This is a genomic window from Lentzea kristufekii (assembly GCF_033949925.1).
GTDB lineage: Bacteria > Actinomycetota > Actinomycetes > Mycobacteriales > Pseudonocardiaceae > Lentzea > Lentzea kristufekii.
On sequence record NZ_JAXAVV010000041.1, the window covers coordinates 1 to 13074 of the forward strand.

14 protein-coding genes are annotated in these 13074 nt (G+C 68.3%); 8 read left to right on the forward strand and 6 right to left on the reverse strand.

The annotated features are described in order from the left end of the window. Window positions 1-32 precede the first annotated feature (32 nt). Genes SK571_RS43850 through SK571_RS43860 form a run of 3 tightly spaced genes read right to left on the reverse strand, consistent with a single transcriptional unit; the run spans window position 33 to window position 3126 of the window. Entirely contained in the window at window positions 33-935 is a 903-nt protein-coding gene (locus tag SK571_RS43850) for a carbohydrate ABC transporter permease (RefSeq protein WP_319990029.1), read from the reverse strand. After that, window positions 932-1885: a carbohydrate ABC transporter permease gene (locus SK571_RS43855; protein WP_319990030.1), complete on the reverse strand. Its 954-nt coding sequence runs from the start codon at window positions 1883-1885 to the stop codon at window positions 932-934. The genes SK571_RS43850 and SK571_RS43855 overlap by 4 nt, the downstream gene beginning before the upstream one ends. Then, complete coding sequence (locus tag SK571_RS43860) at window positions 1882-3126, reverse strand: ABC transporter substrate-binding protein (protein WP_319990031.1); 1245 nt, start codon at window positions 3124-3126, stop codon at window positions 1882-1884. The genes SK571_RS43855 and SK571_RS43860 overlap by 4 nt, the downstream gene beginning before the upstream one ends. A 306-nt stretch (window positions 3127-3432) precedes the next feature. Here SK571_RS43860 and SK571_RS43865 point away from each other — a divergent pair, with 306 nt between their 5' ends. The 8 genes from SK571_RS43865 to SK571_RS43900 all read left to right on the forward strand — a co-directional run bounded on the left by SK571_RS43865 (window position 3433) and on the right by SK571_RS43900 (window position 11286). After that, entirely contained in the window at window positions 3433-5415 is a 1983-nt protein-coding gene (locus tag SK571_RS43865; RefSeq protein WP_319990032.1) for a beta-galactosidase, read from the forward strand. Between the two features lies 1 nt (window position 5416). After that, the gene (locus tag SK571_RS43870; RefSeq protein WP_065914902.1) at window positions 5417-6214 is read left to right on the forward strand and encodes a DeoR/GlpR family DNA-binding transcription regulator; all 798 of its coding nucleotides are present in this window, start codon (window positions 5417-5419) and stop codon (window positions 6212-6214) included. Continuing rightward, entirely contained in the window at window positions 6211-7299 is a 1089-nt protein-coding gene (galT, locus tag SK571_RS43875) for a galactose-1-phosphate uridylyltransferase (protein ID WP_319990033.1), read from the forward strand. The genes SK571_RS43870 and galT overlap by 4 nt, the downstream gene beginning before the upstream one ends. A gap of 51 nt (window positions 7300-7350) precedes the next feature. After that, window positions 7351-8871 (forward strand): S1C family serine protease, encoded by a 1521-nt coding sequence (locus SK571_RS43880; RefSeq protein ID WP_319990034.1) that lies wholly within the window; start codon window positions 7351-7353, stop codon window positions 8869-8871. Between the two features lie 169 nt (window positions 8872-9040). Beyond that, window positions 9041-9727: a response regulator transcription factor gene (locus tag SK571_RS43885; RefSeq protein ID WP_319990035.1), complete on the forward strand. Its 687-nt coding sequence runs from the start codon at window positions 9041-9043 to the stop codon at window positions 9725-9727. A 23-nt stretch (window positions 9728-9750) separates the two neighbouring features. Continuing rightward, on the forward strand, window positions 9751-10611 hold the full coding sequence (locus SK571_RS43890) for a sensor histidine kinase (RefSeq protein ID WP_319990074.1): 861 nt from the start codon (window positions 9751-9753) through the stop codon (window positions 10609-10611). Window positions 10612-10616: 5 nt separating this feature from the next. Continuing rightward, entirely contained in the window at window positions 10617-11117 is a 501-nt protein-coding gene (locus SK571_RS43895) for a MogA/MoaB family molybdenum cofactor biosynthesis protein (protein ID WP_089909148.1), read from the forward strand. Then, the gene (locus SK571_RS43900) at window positions 11104-11286 is read left to right on the forward strand and encodes a hypothetical protein (protein WP_319990036.1); all 183 of its coding nucleotides are present in this window, start codon (window positions 11104-11106) and stop codon (window positions 11284-11286) included. The genes SK571_RS43895 and SK571_RS43900 overlap by 14 nt, the downstream gene beginning before the upstream one ends. Before the next feature lie 390 nt (window positions 11287-11676). Here SK571_RS43900 and mscL read toward each other — a convergent pair whose 3' ends face one another. The 3 genes from mscL to SK571_RS43915 form a co-directional block, all read right to left on the reverse strand. Next, window positions 11677-12117, reverse strand: a complete 441-nt coding sequence (gene mscL, locus SK571_RS43905) for a large-conductance mechanosensitive channel protein MscL (RefSeq protein WP_319990037.1) — start codon at window positions 12115-12117, stop codon at window positions 11677-11679. Further along, on the reverse strand, window positions 12117-12671 hold the full coding sequence (locus tag SK571_RS43910; protein WP_319990038.1) for an SAF domain-containing protein: 555 nt from the start codon (window positions 12669-12671) through the stop codon (window positions 12117-12119). The genes mscL and SK571_RS43910 overlap by 1 nt, the downstream gene beginning before the upstream one ends. 71 nt (window positions 12672-12742) lie before the next feature. Then, window positions 12743-13051 (reverse strand): FmdB family zinc ribbon protein, encoded by a 309-nt coding sequence (locus SK571_RS43915; protein ID WP_319990039.1) that lies wholly within the window; start codon window positions 13049-13051, stop codon window positions 12743-12745. Between the last annotated feature and the right edge of the window lie 23 nt (window positions 13052-13074).

Here is a 13074-nt window from a genome sequence, read left to right on the forward strand (position 1 = left end):
CGGGCACCTCGCCCCTTTTCCGTTCCGCGCTCTCAGCCCTTCGTCGACCCCAGCGTCAGTCCGCCCACGAACTGCCGCTGCAGCACGAAGAACACCACCAGCGTGGGCAACGCGACCAGCAACGACCCCGCGGCGATCAGGTTGTTGTCGGTGAAGAACGTGCCCTTGAGGTTCTGCAGCGCCGAGGTGACCGGCATCTTGTCGCCGTCCTGGATCAGCACCAACGCCCACAGGAAGTCGTTGTAGATCCAGGTGAACTCGAGCGTCGCCAGCGCGGCGAGCACCGGCCGGCACAACGGCAGGGTCAGCTGCCAGTACTGCCGGAACACCGACGCCCCGTCGACCCTGGCGGCCTCGGTCAGCTCGTACGGGATGGTCTTCATGTAGTTCGACAGCACGAACGTGCAGAAGCCCATCTGGAACGCGATGTGGATCAGGATGACGCCGAGCGGTGAGTCGATCAGCGACTCGCTCTCCGACATCCACGCCGGCAGCTCGATCAGCCGGTACAGCCGCCACAGCGGCGTCACGATCACCTGCTGCGGCAACAGGTTGCCCGCGGTGAACAGCATCAGCAGCGCGATGTTGAACTTGAAGCTGAACCGCGACACCGCGAACGCCACCATCGAGCTCAGCAGCAGCGTGACGAGCAGGGCGGGCACGGTGATCAGGAACGTGTTCCAGTAGAAGTGCGGCAGGTCGCCGATCTCCCACGCCTTCGCGAAGTTCTCGAACGTCAGCGACTTCGCGACGGAGAAGTAGCCGTTGACCGACGTGTCGTCGTACGTCCTCAGCGACGCGTAGACCGCCCACAGCAGCGGCGCCAGCGTCATCAGGCACGTCAGGACCAGGAAGACGTGCAGCGCGACCCGTGCCGGCGTGATCGGCCTGGTCTTCTTCACCGGCACCGAAGGCCGTTCCAGCGTGGCCGTCACGTCCGGTTCTCCTTGCTGAACACCTGGTACAGGTACGGGATGATGACGCCGAGCGAGATCGTCAGCAGGATCACCGCGACCGCGGAACCACGGCCGATGCGCGAAGCCTCACCGATGATGTTGTCGGTCACCAGCACCGACAGCAGCTCCAGACCGTTGCGCCCCTTGTTGATGACGTACACGATGTCGAACGCCCGCAGGGCCTCGATCACCGTCACCACGGCGACCACGATGTTCACCGGCTTCATCACCGGGAAGGTCACGCGGAAGAACGTCTGCGACGCCGAGGCGCCGTCGAGTGATGCGGCCTCCTTCAACGCCGGGTCCACGGACTTCAGGCCCGCCAAGTACAGCAGCATGATGTAGCCGGTGTGCCGCCACGCCGCCGCGACCATCACCGCGTAGAGGTTGATGTCCGAGTCGCCGATCCAGTCGACCGGTTTGTCGAGGCCCAGCACCGAGTTCAGCAGGCCGCCGTCCGGCGTGTAGATCAGCTGCCAGATGAACCCGACCAGCGCGAGCGACAGCACCATCGGCATGTACAGCGCGCTCTGGTAGATCCGGCTGAACCGGAGCTCGCGGTCCAGCAGCACGGCGAGCAGCAGACCCGCCGAGGTCGGCACGATCAGCAGGAACAGCAACCAGATCAGGTTGTGCTGCACCGCAGGCCAGAACCGCGGGTACTCGGTGAAGATCTCGACGTAGTTCCCGACACCGATCCACTCGATGTCCTCGAAGCCGCCGATGCCGTTCCACCTGCTGAACGACAACGCGACCGAGCCCAGCGTCGGAATCCACACGAACAGCAGGTGCACGACCGTGGGGATGCCGAGCATGAGCGCCAGCACCAGTTTGTCCGTGCCGGCGAGGGCCGTGGCACGCTTTCCACGCCGACGAGGCGGCGGCCCGGAGGGGGCCACCGCCTTCGGCTTCTCCTGCAACGCGGTCACTTGAAGATGTTCTTCGCCTGATCAGCCATGCCCTTGAGCACGGAGTCGATGTTGTTCGGGTCCTTGATGAACGAGATGAGGCCGTTGGTGGCCGCTTCGCTCGCGAAACCGGGGTCGGTGTCGCGGTCGAGGAACTGCGTGATGTGCTTGGCGTTCTTGATCGTGTCCGCCACCTTCTTCTGCAGCGGGCTGTAGCCGGCCTGGTCCGCCTTCTGGTTGGTCGCGACCGCGGTCGGGTCGGCCTTCAGGTAGGCGAGCTGCGGCTCGGCGGACGACAGGTACTCCATCAGCTTCAGGGCACCGTCGGAGTTGGACGGCTTCTTCGCCATCATGTAGCCGTCGATCGGCGCCTCGACCGTGTCGATGCCGTGCGTGGGGTTGATCTCCGGGAACGGGAAGAAGTCCAGGTCCTCCTTCTCCGCGTCCGGGAACTGCTGGCCCAGGAACGCGCCGAGCAGGTACATGCCGGACTTCTTCTGCTGCAACGACTGCGCGGCTTCCTGCCAGTCGCGGCCCAGCGCGTTCTCCTGGTGGAACGGCAGCAGCCGCTTCCAGGTGTCGAACACGTCCTTGACCCGCTTGTCCTGCCAGTCCTCCTTGCCCGCCAGCAGGTCGACGTGGAACTGGTAGCCGTTGGTGCGGAAGTTGAGCTGGTCGAACGTGCCCATGGCGGGCCAGCCCTGCTTCTGCGCGAAGGCGATCGGGACGAGGCCGTCGGCCTTCATCTTCGTCGCGAGCGCGACGAGCTCGTCGAGCGTCTTCGGCACCGCGTAGCCGCGTTCCTGCCACACGCTCTTGCGGTAGAACATGCCCCACGCGTACTGGGTGAACGGCACGAAGTACTGCTTGCCGTCGGTGCCCGTGGACGCCTGCTTGAGGGCGTCGGAGTAGTTGCCGCCGACCTTGCTCCAGAGGTCGCTGAGGTCGCCGGTGAGGCCCTGGTCGGCGAAGAACCGCATGCGGTAGCCGGCGAACCACGCGAGCACGTCGTCCGGCTTGCCCTGCAGGTAGTTGTTGATCTGCTCCTGGTACTGCTCGTGCTGCTTGGTGTTGATCGTGACGGAGAGCCCGCCGGACTGGGCCTCGAAGGCCTTCACCGCCGCGGTGATCGCGTCCTTCGGCACCTGGTCGGACAGGTTGTTGCCGAAGGTGACGACCTTCGAGTCACCGCCCGTGCTCGAACCGCCGCCGCACGCTGAGAGCAAGCCGCCGGTCGCGGCGACGCCGGCCCCGGCCAGCATGACTCGCAGCATCGTTCGCCGACCGAAATGCGGTAACGGAGTGGAACCAGGCGTGTGCAGAACCATCATCGCTCCTACAGGTGACACTCGCTCGTGCGAACCGAACAGGACTCCAACAAAGTTGCGCACAATGTGGTCCCAGGCACACATCCTGTCAAGTCCCGTTACGGAGCTGTTAAACCGCTGCACAGCCACGTGTGGGGCATTTCCCGGTACTTGTCCCGGTCGCGGGCCGAACAGACCCCAACGCGAAGTTGTGTTTGCTTGTGTTGACGTTGGGGGTTGTTGTCGGCCACGCTTGCGCCCGTGACGACATGGCCCACAGACCTGCCTGGCCTCGGCTGGGGGGCTGACTACAACCCCGAGCAGTGGCCCGAACACGTCTGGGCCGAGGACGTCGAGCTCATGCAGCGCGCCGGGGTGACCATGGTCAGCCTGGGCATCTTCAGCTGGGCGAAGATCGAGGTCAGCAAGGGCGAGTACCGGTTCGACTGGCTCGACCGCGTGATGGACCTGCTGCACGCCGGCGGCATCCGCGTCGACCTCGCGACCGCGACCGCCGCGCCCCCGCCGTGGCTCACCACCGAGTACCCCGAGATGCTGCCCGTCCGCGCGGACGGCGTGCGGCTCTCGCACGGCTCACGGCAGGCGTACTGCCCGTCGTCGCCCATCTACCGCGACCGCGCGACGGCGCTCGCGGCCGAGATGGCCTCGCACTACCGCGACCACCCCGCGCTGGCCGCCTGGCACGTCGGCAACGAGTACGCGTGCCACGTGAAGCGCTGCTACTGCGACACGTGCGCCGCGTCGTTCCGCGAGTGGCTGTCGAGCCGCTACACGCTCGACCAGCTCAACGACGCGTGGTCCACGGCGTTCTGGAGCCAGGGCTACACCGACTTCGCGCAGGTCCTGCCCCCGCGCGTGACGCCGACGTTCGCGAACCCGGCACACGTGCTGGACTACGACAGGTTCTCCGACGACGCGATCCTCGAGCTCTACAAGGCCGAGCGCGACGTGCTGCGCATGATCACGCCCGGCGTGCCGATCACCACGAACTTCATGGTCAACTGGACGTTCGGCGACCTCGACTACTGGAAGTGGGCCCGCGAGGTCGACTTCGTCTCGAACGACCACTACACCGAGGCCCAGTCGCCGGACCGGCACATCGAGCTCGCGATGTCCGCGGACCTCGTGCGCGGCCTCGCCGGCGGCAAGCCGTGGCTGCTGATGGAGAACTCGACGTCGGCGGTGAACTGGCAGCGGCGCAACATCGCCAAACTGCCGGGGGAGCAGCGGCGGCACTCGTTCCAGAACATCGCGCGCGGCGCGGACGGCACGTTGTTCTTCCAGTGGCGGCAGTCGCGCGGTGGCAGCGAGCGCTACCACTCGGCGATGGTCCCGCACGCCGGCACGGACACCAAGGTGTACCGCGAGGTCTGCGAGGTCGGCGCCGAGTACGCGAAGCTGGCCGAGGTCGTCGGCTCCACTGTGGACGCCTCGGTGGCGGTCCTGTTCGACTTCCAGTCCGGCTGGGCGCTGCGCCAGGAAGCCCACCCGACCAACGACTTCGACTACTGGCAGCACGTTCTCGGGTACTACAAGGCGCTCTGGCAGGCCGGTGTCACGGTCGACTTCGTGGCGCCGGGCACGAACCTCTCGAAGTACTCGCTGGTGGTCGTACCGGCGTTCTACGCGGTGTCCGACGCGCACGCCGCCGTCATCGCGGACTACGTCGCGGGCGGTGGCCATGTCGTGGTCACGTACCTGTCCGGTGTCGCCGACCAGTACACGCGAGTGCGACTCGGCGGGTACCCCGGCGCGTTCCGGGACGTGCTGGGTGTCTGGTCCGAGGAGTTCTACCCGCTGAGGGAGAACGAGACGGTCTCGCTGACCGACGGCTCTACCGCCTCGTTGTGGACGGAGCACCTGCACACGCGCACCGCTGACACCGTTGTCTCCTACGCGGACGGGCCGTTGCCCGGCGTCGCGGCGGTGACGCGCAACGCGTTCGGCAACGGTGTCGCCTGGTACGTGGCCTGCGATCTCGACGAGGGCGGTCTCGGCCGAACGGTGGAAAACGCGCTTTCCGGCGCGGGCGTCGCGGTGTCGCCTTCGCCGATCGAGCTCGTGCGGCGCAAGGGCGACGTATCGTTCCTCTTCGCCGTCAACCACACCGGCACCGACGTGCAGGTCGAGGCGTCCGGTGTCGACGTGTTGTCCGGCGCGCAGGTCTCCGGACGCCTCACCGTGCGAGCCGGGGACGTCGTCGTCCTCAGGGAAGAGGTGTGAGGTGCTGGCACGTCAGCGGCAAGCGGTAATCATCGAAGAGGTCCGTCGTACGGGTGCGGTGCGCGTCAGCGACCTCGTCGTGCGGCTCGGCGTCTCGGACATGACCGTGCGCCGCGATCTCGACGTGCTCGCCGCGCGCGGCCTGGTGGAGAAGGTCTACGGCGGTGCGACGTCCGTCGTCGGGCGCTCGACCGACGAGCCCGGCTTCGAGGCCAAGTCGGTGCGGCAGCTGCCCGAGAAGGAGGCGATCGCGGCCGCTGCCGCGGGCCTCGTGCGTCCCGGCACCGCCATCGGCCTGTCCGCCGGCACCACGACGTGGACGCTGGCCCGGTTCCTCGACGACATCCCGGACCTGACCGTCGTCACGAACTCGATCCGCGTCGCGGACGTGCTGCAGCAGAGCGGGCGCACGGACCGCACGGTCGTGCTGACCGGTGGCGTGCGCACGCCGTCCGACGCGCTGGTGGGCCCCGTGGCCGTGCAGGCGCTGCGCTCGCTGCACCTGGACGTGGTGTTCCTGGGCGTGCACGGCATGGCCGAGCGCTCCGGCTTCACGACCCCGAACCTCAACGAGAGTGAGACGGACCGCGCCCTCGTCGACGCAGCAGGACGCGTCGTCGTGGTCGCGGACCACGAGAAGTGGGGCACGGTCGGCATTTCCACGATCGCTGACCTCGACGAGGCGCACGTCCTGGTGACGGACGAGGGTTTGCCGGACGACGCGCGGGCGATCCTCTCCGAACAGGTCGGCGAGTTGGTGTTGGCTCATGTTCCGGGAAGTGGCGAGGAGTTGGCGTGAGGCGTACCGCGGGAAAGCTGGCGGACGGCCGGGAGATCATCTACTTCGACGACAGCGCTGAGGCGCCACCGAGAGTTGCGGTGGACACCCGGGACCTTCCCGAGACCCAGCCGATGTCGGAAGTCCGGCTGGACCCGTTGACCCGCGAGTGGGTCGCCATGGCGGCTCATCGCCAGACGCGCACGTACAAGCCGCCGGCGGATCTCTGCCCGTTGTGCCCGTCGACGCCGGGCCGGCCCACCGAGGTCCCCGAAGCCGACTACGACGTCGTGGTGTTCGAGAACCGGTTCCCCTCGCTGGCCCAGAACGTGCCGGACGTGCCGTCCACTGTGGATGGTGAGTCGCTGTTCGCGCGCGCGCCAGGCCGTGGGCGTTGTGAGGTCGTGTGCTTCACGTCGGACCACAACAAGTCGTTCGGCGAGCTCTCCGAGTCGCGCGTGCGCACCGTCGTGGACGCCTGGGCGGACCGCGTCGCCTACTTGTCAACGTTGCCAGGGGTCGAACAGGTCTTCCCGTTCGAGAACCGCGGCGAAGAGATCGGCGTGACGCTCTCGCACCCGCACGGCCAGATCTACGCCTACCCGTTCGTGACACCGCGCACCGAACGGATGCTCAACGCGGCTCTGGACTACTACGCCGAGCACGGGCGCCCGTTGTTCGGTGACGTGCTGGAGGCCGAGCTGCGCGCGGGCGCGCGTGTGATCGAAGAATCCCCGCACTGGGTCGCCTTCGTGCCCGCCGCCGCCCGCTGGCCCGTCGAGGTCGTGCTGGCCCCGCGGCGCCAGGTGCCCGACATCGCCGCGCTGTCCTCTGTGGAGCGCGACGACTTCGCGTCGCTCTACCTGAAGGTGCTGCACCGGCTGGACGCGCTCTACGACCGGCCGCTGCCCTACATCGCCGCCTGGCACCAGGCACCGGTCAACGCGGGCCGCGACGAGATGTGGCTGCACCTGCAGGTCTTCTCCGTGCTCAGGACGAAGGACAAGCTCAAGTACCTCGCGGGCTCGGAGTCCGGTGAGGCCGTGTGGATCAACGACGTGACGCCCGAGCAGATCGCCCAGCGCCTCCGGGGAACACACAACTAGCTCCCAGGCTGGTCTAAGGGTTCTCTCAGGACGGGCCGCGAGACTATGGCCATGACCGAGAGCAACAAGCCAGCGCCGCAGCCGGAAGAGTCCAGCTCTGTGCCGACGAGCGCCGGTCAGACAGACTCCGGCGCGCGGGAGCAGGGCCCGTCGCTGCCGGATCCCGGCCAGCCGGATCCTTTGCAGGGGGGATCCGGCCAGGCTGGGGCACCCAGCGCCCCTGCGGGCCTGGGCGACCTGCCCGCCTCTTACTCTTCGGCCCAGCCGCAGGTGCCAGCACCTGACGCGGGTCAGGCGCAGCTCGGCGGGTCCGGACCCGGCCAGCAGCTTCCACCTCCAGGGTCCGGCCAACCTCACCCGCTCGGCCTCGGTGCCACGACCGCGCAGTTCGGCGCGGAGCCGGGCCCCTTCGGCGGACCGCAGCCCGGTCCGCACACGGGTCCTCAGACGGGTCAGTACTACCTCCCGCCCGGCTACCAGCCGCCACCCGTCCCGCCGCAGTCCAAGGGCCGTGGGAAGGTCGTGGCGGGCGTCGCGGCGCTCGTGCTGCTCGTGGGCGGGCTCTCCGGTGGCCTCGGTGGCTACCTGGGCTACAACTTCGCGAACGACTCGTCGTCCGTGAGCTCGCTCGACACGCCCCGCCCGGCCTCGCAGACCTCGAACGCGCCCGCGGGTTCGGTCGAGGACGTGGCGAACAAGCTGCTGCCGTCCGTCGTCCAGATCCAGGTCGTGACGCGGTCCGGCGCCGGAGAGGGCTCCGGGTTCGTCATCTCCGGCAACGGCCAGATCGTGACGAACAACCACGTCATCGAGGGCGCCGCCTCCGGTGGTGACATCAAGGTCGTGTTCCAGGACGGCAGGACGGCGTCCGCCAAGATCCTCGGCCGCGACCCGAGTTCCGACATCGCCGTCATCCAGGCCGACGGCGTCTCCGGCCTGCCGGTCGTCCAGCTCGGCAACTCCGGTGACATGAAGATCGGCCAGGGCGTCGTCGCGATCGGCTCGCCGTTCGAACTGTCCGGCACCGTCACCTCCGGCATCGTCAGCTCGGTGAACCGCCCGGTCTCGGCCGGTGGCGACGCCCGCAACTCGCAGGCGACCGTGCTGAACGCCATCCAGACCGACGCCGCGATCAACCCCGGCAACTCGGGCGGGCCGCTGGTGAACATGCAGGGCCAGGTCGTCGGCATCAACTCCGCGATCTACAGCCCGAACTCCGCCGGCGGCCAGGCCGGGTCGGTCGGCATCGGCTTCGCGATCCCGATGGACCAGGCACGCCGCACGATCGACGAGATCGTGAAGACCGGCAAGCCCAAGCAGACGGTGCTCGGTGTGAAGGTCGAGTCGACCGAGCAGGGCGCCCGCATCTCCGAGATCACCTCCGGCGGTGCCGCGGAGAAGGCCGGGCTCAAGGCCGGAGACGTGATCACGAAGTTCGGTGACCGCCGCATCGACGAGTCGGACACCCTGGTGGCCGCCGTGCGGTCCAAGGCTCCCGGCGACAAGGTCACGATCACGCTGTCCGACAACAGGACGGTGGAAGCCACCCTCGACGGTGTCGAGGTGGGATAGGTCGGGGGACGCTCGGTGTCCGGCATCCGCCGCCCGCCGGAGACCGAGCGTGACGACCCCGGAGAGACCCCTTGCTGTGCGCACCTGCCCCGCACACAGGAAGGGGTCTCTTCTTACGTCCTCGTGACAGACACGGGCCGTGCGGGCGTTCGTGGCTTAGCGTGGTGACGTGGTGGAACGGGTCCTGGTCGTCGACGACGACACGACGGTGCGCGACGTGGTGCGCCGCTACCTCGAACACGCCGGGTACGAGGTCGAGCTCGCCGGTGACGGGGAGCAGGCGCTGCGGCTGATGGGGGCGAGCGAGCCGGACATCGTGGTGCTGGACCTGATGTTGCCGGGCATCGACGGTCTTGAGGTGTGCCGGCGGATCCGGGAACGCGGGAGCACGCCCGTCGTCATGCTGACGGCGCTGGGCGAGGAAGAAGACCGCATCGCCGGGCTGCAGATCGGCGCGGACGACTACGTCACCAAGCCCTTCAGCCCGCGTGAGCTGGCGTTGCGCGTCTCGTCGGTGCTGCGGCGCTCGCATCGGGCCTATGAGCCGCGGGTGGTGCGGGACGGGAACCTCGTGCTGGACGTGGCCGCGCACACCGCGACGCTGGACGGGCGGCCGTTGCAGCTGACGACCCGTGAGTTCGACCTGCTGGCCTTCTTCATCGGCAACGCCGGCAAGGCGTTCGGGCGGGCGGAGCTGCTGGAGCGGGTGTGGGGCTGGCAGTTCGGCGACCAGTCGACCGTGACCGTCCACGTGCGACGGTTGCGGGAGAAGATCGAGGAAGACCCGGCGAAGCCCCGGCGGCTGAGCACGGTGTGGGGCGTCGGCTACAGGTATGACCCGTGTTCGATCGACTGAGCCGCGTCTCCCTCACCACCGCGATGACCGTCATGGTCATCGTGCCGGTGGTCGCGACCATCGCCGGCGTGCTGGTGGTCAGCGGGTTCATGTTCACGCCGATGCTCAACGCCACGCTGATGGCGTGCCTGGTCGTCGGGCTGGTCACCGTGCCGTTCTCGATCATGCTGGGCCGGGCGATCGCGCGGCGCACCATGTGGGAGCGCGAGGCCGAGGCGGCGCGGCGGCAGCTGGTGGCGTGGATCAGCCACGACCTGCGGACGCCGTTGGCCGGGATCCGGGCGATGACCGAGGCGCTGGAGGACGGGGTCGTCTCCGAGCCGGGCGAGGTCGCCGTCTACGCCAAGCAGATCGCCCTGGAGGCCGACCACCTCTCGAAGCTGGTGGACGACCTGTTCCAGCTCTCGCGGATCACCGCGGGCGCGTTGAACCTGCCGATGCACGACGTGGCTCTGGCCGACGTGGTCAGCGACGTGGTCGCCGCGTCCCGTCCCGTCGCCGCGCGCGAGGGTGTCGAGTTGCGCGCGGACGCTCGCGCGTGGCCTGTCGTGAAGGGCTCTGATCCGGAACTGATGCGTGTCGTGCGCAACCTTGTGTCCAACGCCATCCGCCACACACCGGCGGGCGGCTCGGTGGCCGTGCAGGTCGATGTGGACGGACCTGAGGCGGTGGTGCGGGTGGACGACGCGTGCGGCGGCATACCCGATGACGTGCTGCCACAGGTCTTCGACGTGGGATTCCGCGGCTCGTCCGCACGCAATCCGTCCGGTGCCGGACTGGGTCTTTCCATCGCGCGAGGCCTCGTCGACGCGCACCACGGGCGAATTGGCGTCCAGAACCACGGTCCTGGCTGCCGCTTCGAAGTCAGACTCCCGCTACGGTGATCGGTATGGAACGCAGCGCGCAGCGCCTTGGCCGCGCTTTGGTCGTGATCGTGGACGACCGGGTGGCGCACGGCGAGCAGGACGACAACTCCGGGCCTCTCGTCACCGAACTTCTGGAAGAAGTGGGCTTCATCGTCGACGGCACCGTCGCGGTCGAGGGTGAGGTGGTCGACATCCGGGCCGCTCTCAACACGGCCGTCATCGGTGGCGTCGACCTCGTGGTCACCGTGGGCGGCACAGGCGTGTCCCCGCGCGACGTCACCCCCGACGCCACGCAGGGCGTGCTCGACCGGCCGATCCACGGCATCGCGGAAGCCCTCAGGGCGTCCGGGCTGGCCGCGGGGGCGGTCGACGCGGGCATCTCGCGCGGCCTCGCAGGCGTCTCCGGCAGCACGCTCGTCGTGAACCTCGCGGGCTCACGCTCCGCGGTCCGCGACGGCATGGCGACGCTGTCGGCTCTGGTGCCCTACGTGATCGAACAGCTGAGTGGTCTTGACGAAGAGTGAGTCGCCGAAGCCGGCCGACGACGACGCCGCAGCGCGTCGTCGCCGGTTGGCCGAGGTGTTCGGCGACGTGCTCCCGGAGACGACGTCGGACGAGCGCGGTGGCGGGGTCTCCCCGGACGACCGCGAGGCCTGGTACCGGGAGAACAGGCCGCCGCATCACGGCGGTTGACGCGGTTGACGCGGTTGCGGCGGGTGTTGTGGGTTTCGGGCTCTGCCCACGTGGCTGAACGGCTTGGGCGCGTTGCCGGCGGGCTGACATCGCAGAACGTCTGGCGTGCGGGCCGTTCGACGCGGTTGTGGCGGCGCTGCTCGGCCTTCGGACTTCGCTGGTACGACTGAGCTCGTACACGCCGCAGGCGGCTGCTGAACGTCCGAGCACGGGTGCCGGACTCGTCGTTGCGCCCGGAAGACTTCGAGGTCCTGAAGGCCTCGGCTCACGGTCTGCGGTTCAGGATTCGCCGGTCTCGCCGCACCGGCGGCTGGCTGGGCCAGGACAAAGCGCGCGGGACCGCGGTGAGGCTGCGGGTGCGCGCTTCGTCTCGGCGGGGACGGGTGGAGATCAGATCGCGGGACCGCGGCGGTCCGGCGCCGTGTTCTGCACCGGGGTGGTCTGCTGCCGGTTCGCGAGCAGGTCGCGGATCTCGATCAGCAGCTCGACGTCCGTCGGCTCGGACGGGCCGGCCTCCTCGCCCCTCTTGCGGCGCTCCTGGATCTTCTGGATCGGCAGCACCAGGACGAAGTAGACGACAGCGGCCACGATCACGAAGTTGATCGCGGCGTTGATGACGTTGCTGAAGTCGAGGTACGTGTCCTCCTTGCCTGACCGGATGTAGAAGCCGAGGCCCTTCGTCTCGGTACTGCCGAGCGAGGCGATGAGCGGCTTGATGAGGCTTGTGGTGAACGCGGTGACGATCGCGGTGAACGCCGTGCCGATGACCACGGCCACAGCCAGGTCGACGACGTTCCCACGCATCAGAAAGTCTTTGAAACCCTTCAGCATCAGCGGAGAGTAACGGCTAATGCATGATCCAGTGACATCGCGGCCACACGAGTTGCATTAAGTCTCGGCAACGTGAGCACGACGACTTCGCCGCGTGTCTCGCGCACCGCCGCGTTCTCCGCGAGCACCTCGCCGGACGACGACACCACGTCGACCCGGCTGCCCAGCCGCACCACGTCGGCCAGGCCCTGGTCAGCCACCCGGACGGCGACCGACGCCTGCTCTTCCGAGGTGCTCGCGAGGTCGAAGTCCGTCAACGGGACGCCTGCGCGCGCAGGGGACGCCAGCGGTCTGCCGACCAGCTCGGCGGAATCGGGAAAGGTCCCCGGTACGGGTGAGGCCAGCGAGACCAGCCGGAGGTCGGAGGCGGACAACGACACGCCTGCCGGCAGATCTCTGGCCGCGACGACCGCCGGATGGCCCACGTCGGGCCAGAAGAACGTCAACAGGGCCATCAGGGCCAAGCCCAGGGCCAGAAAACGGCGCCACGCAACGGTAGGGCGGCGGCGTGACAGCGTGCGGACCCGGTCCAGAACGGTCGCGGAAAGGCTCATGCCTCCGACCGTAGGGCGGTCGGAGGCAGGTCGGACGGGGCTGAGCGCAAGTTGTGGACAACTCGCGATCTTCAGGACGCGGCGGCCGCCGGAGCGCTCGTCGAGGCCTTCGAGTCCGATGAGGACTTCGTGTCCGAGGACTTCTTCTCGGACGGCTTCGAGTCCGAAGAGGACGTCGTGGCAGACGCGCTCTTGGACGAGCCCGACCGGCTGTCCGTGCGGTAGAAACCGCTGCCCTTGAAGACGACGCCGACGGCGCCGAAGAGCTTGCGCAGCTTGCCCGAGCACTCGGGGCACTCGGTGAGGGAGGCGTCGCTGAACGACTGCACCGCCTCGAACCGGTGCTCACACGCGGTGCAGGCGTACTGGTACGTAGGCACTGGGTTTGCTCCTAGCTCTGGCA

What these genes read in the sequence shown, in the direction of transcription:
- SK571_RS43860 (WP_319990031.1), bottom strand. Translation starts at nt 3,126, where the DNA reads ATGCTGGCCGGGGCCGGCGTCGCCGCGACCGGCGGCTTGCTCTCAGCG.
- SK571_RS43880 (WP_319990034.1), top strand. Translation starts at nt 7,351, where the DNA reads ATGACCGAGAGCAACAAGCCAGCGCCGCAGCCGGAAGAGTCCAGCTCT.
- SK571_RS43890 (WP_319990074.1), top strand. Translation starts at nt 9,751, where the DNA reads ATGACCGTCATGGTCATCGTGCCGGTGGTCGCGACCATCGCCGGCGTG.
- SK571_RS43895 (WP_089909148.1), top strand. Translation starts at nt 10,617, where the DNA reads ATGGAACGCAGCGCGCAGCGCCTTGGCCGCGCTTTGGTCGTGATCGTG.
- mscL (WP_319990037.1), bottom strand. Translation starts at nt 12,117, where the DNA reads ATGCTGAAGGGTTTCAAAGACTTTCTGATGCGTGGGAACGTCGTCGAC.
- SK571_RS43910 (WP_319990038.1), bottom strand. Translation starts at nt 12,671, where the DNA reads ATGAGCCTTTCCGCGACCGTTCTGGACCGGGTCCGCACGCTGTCACGC.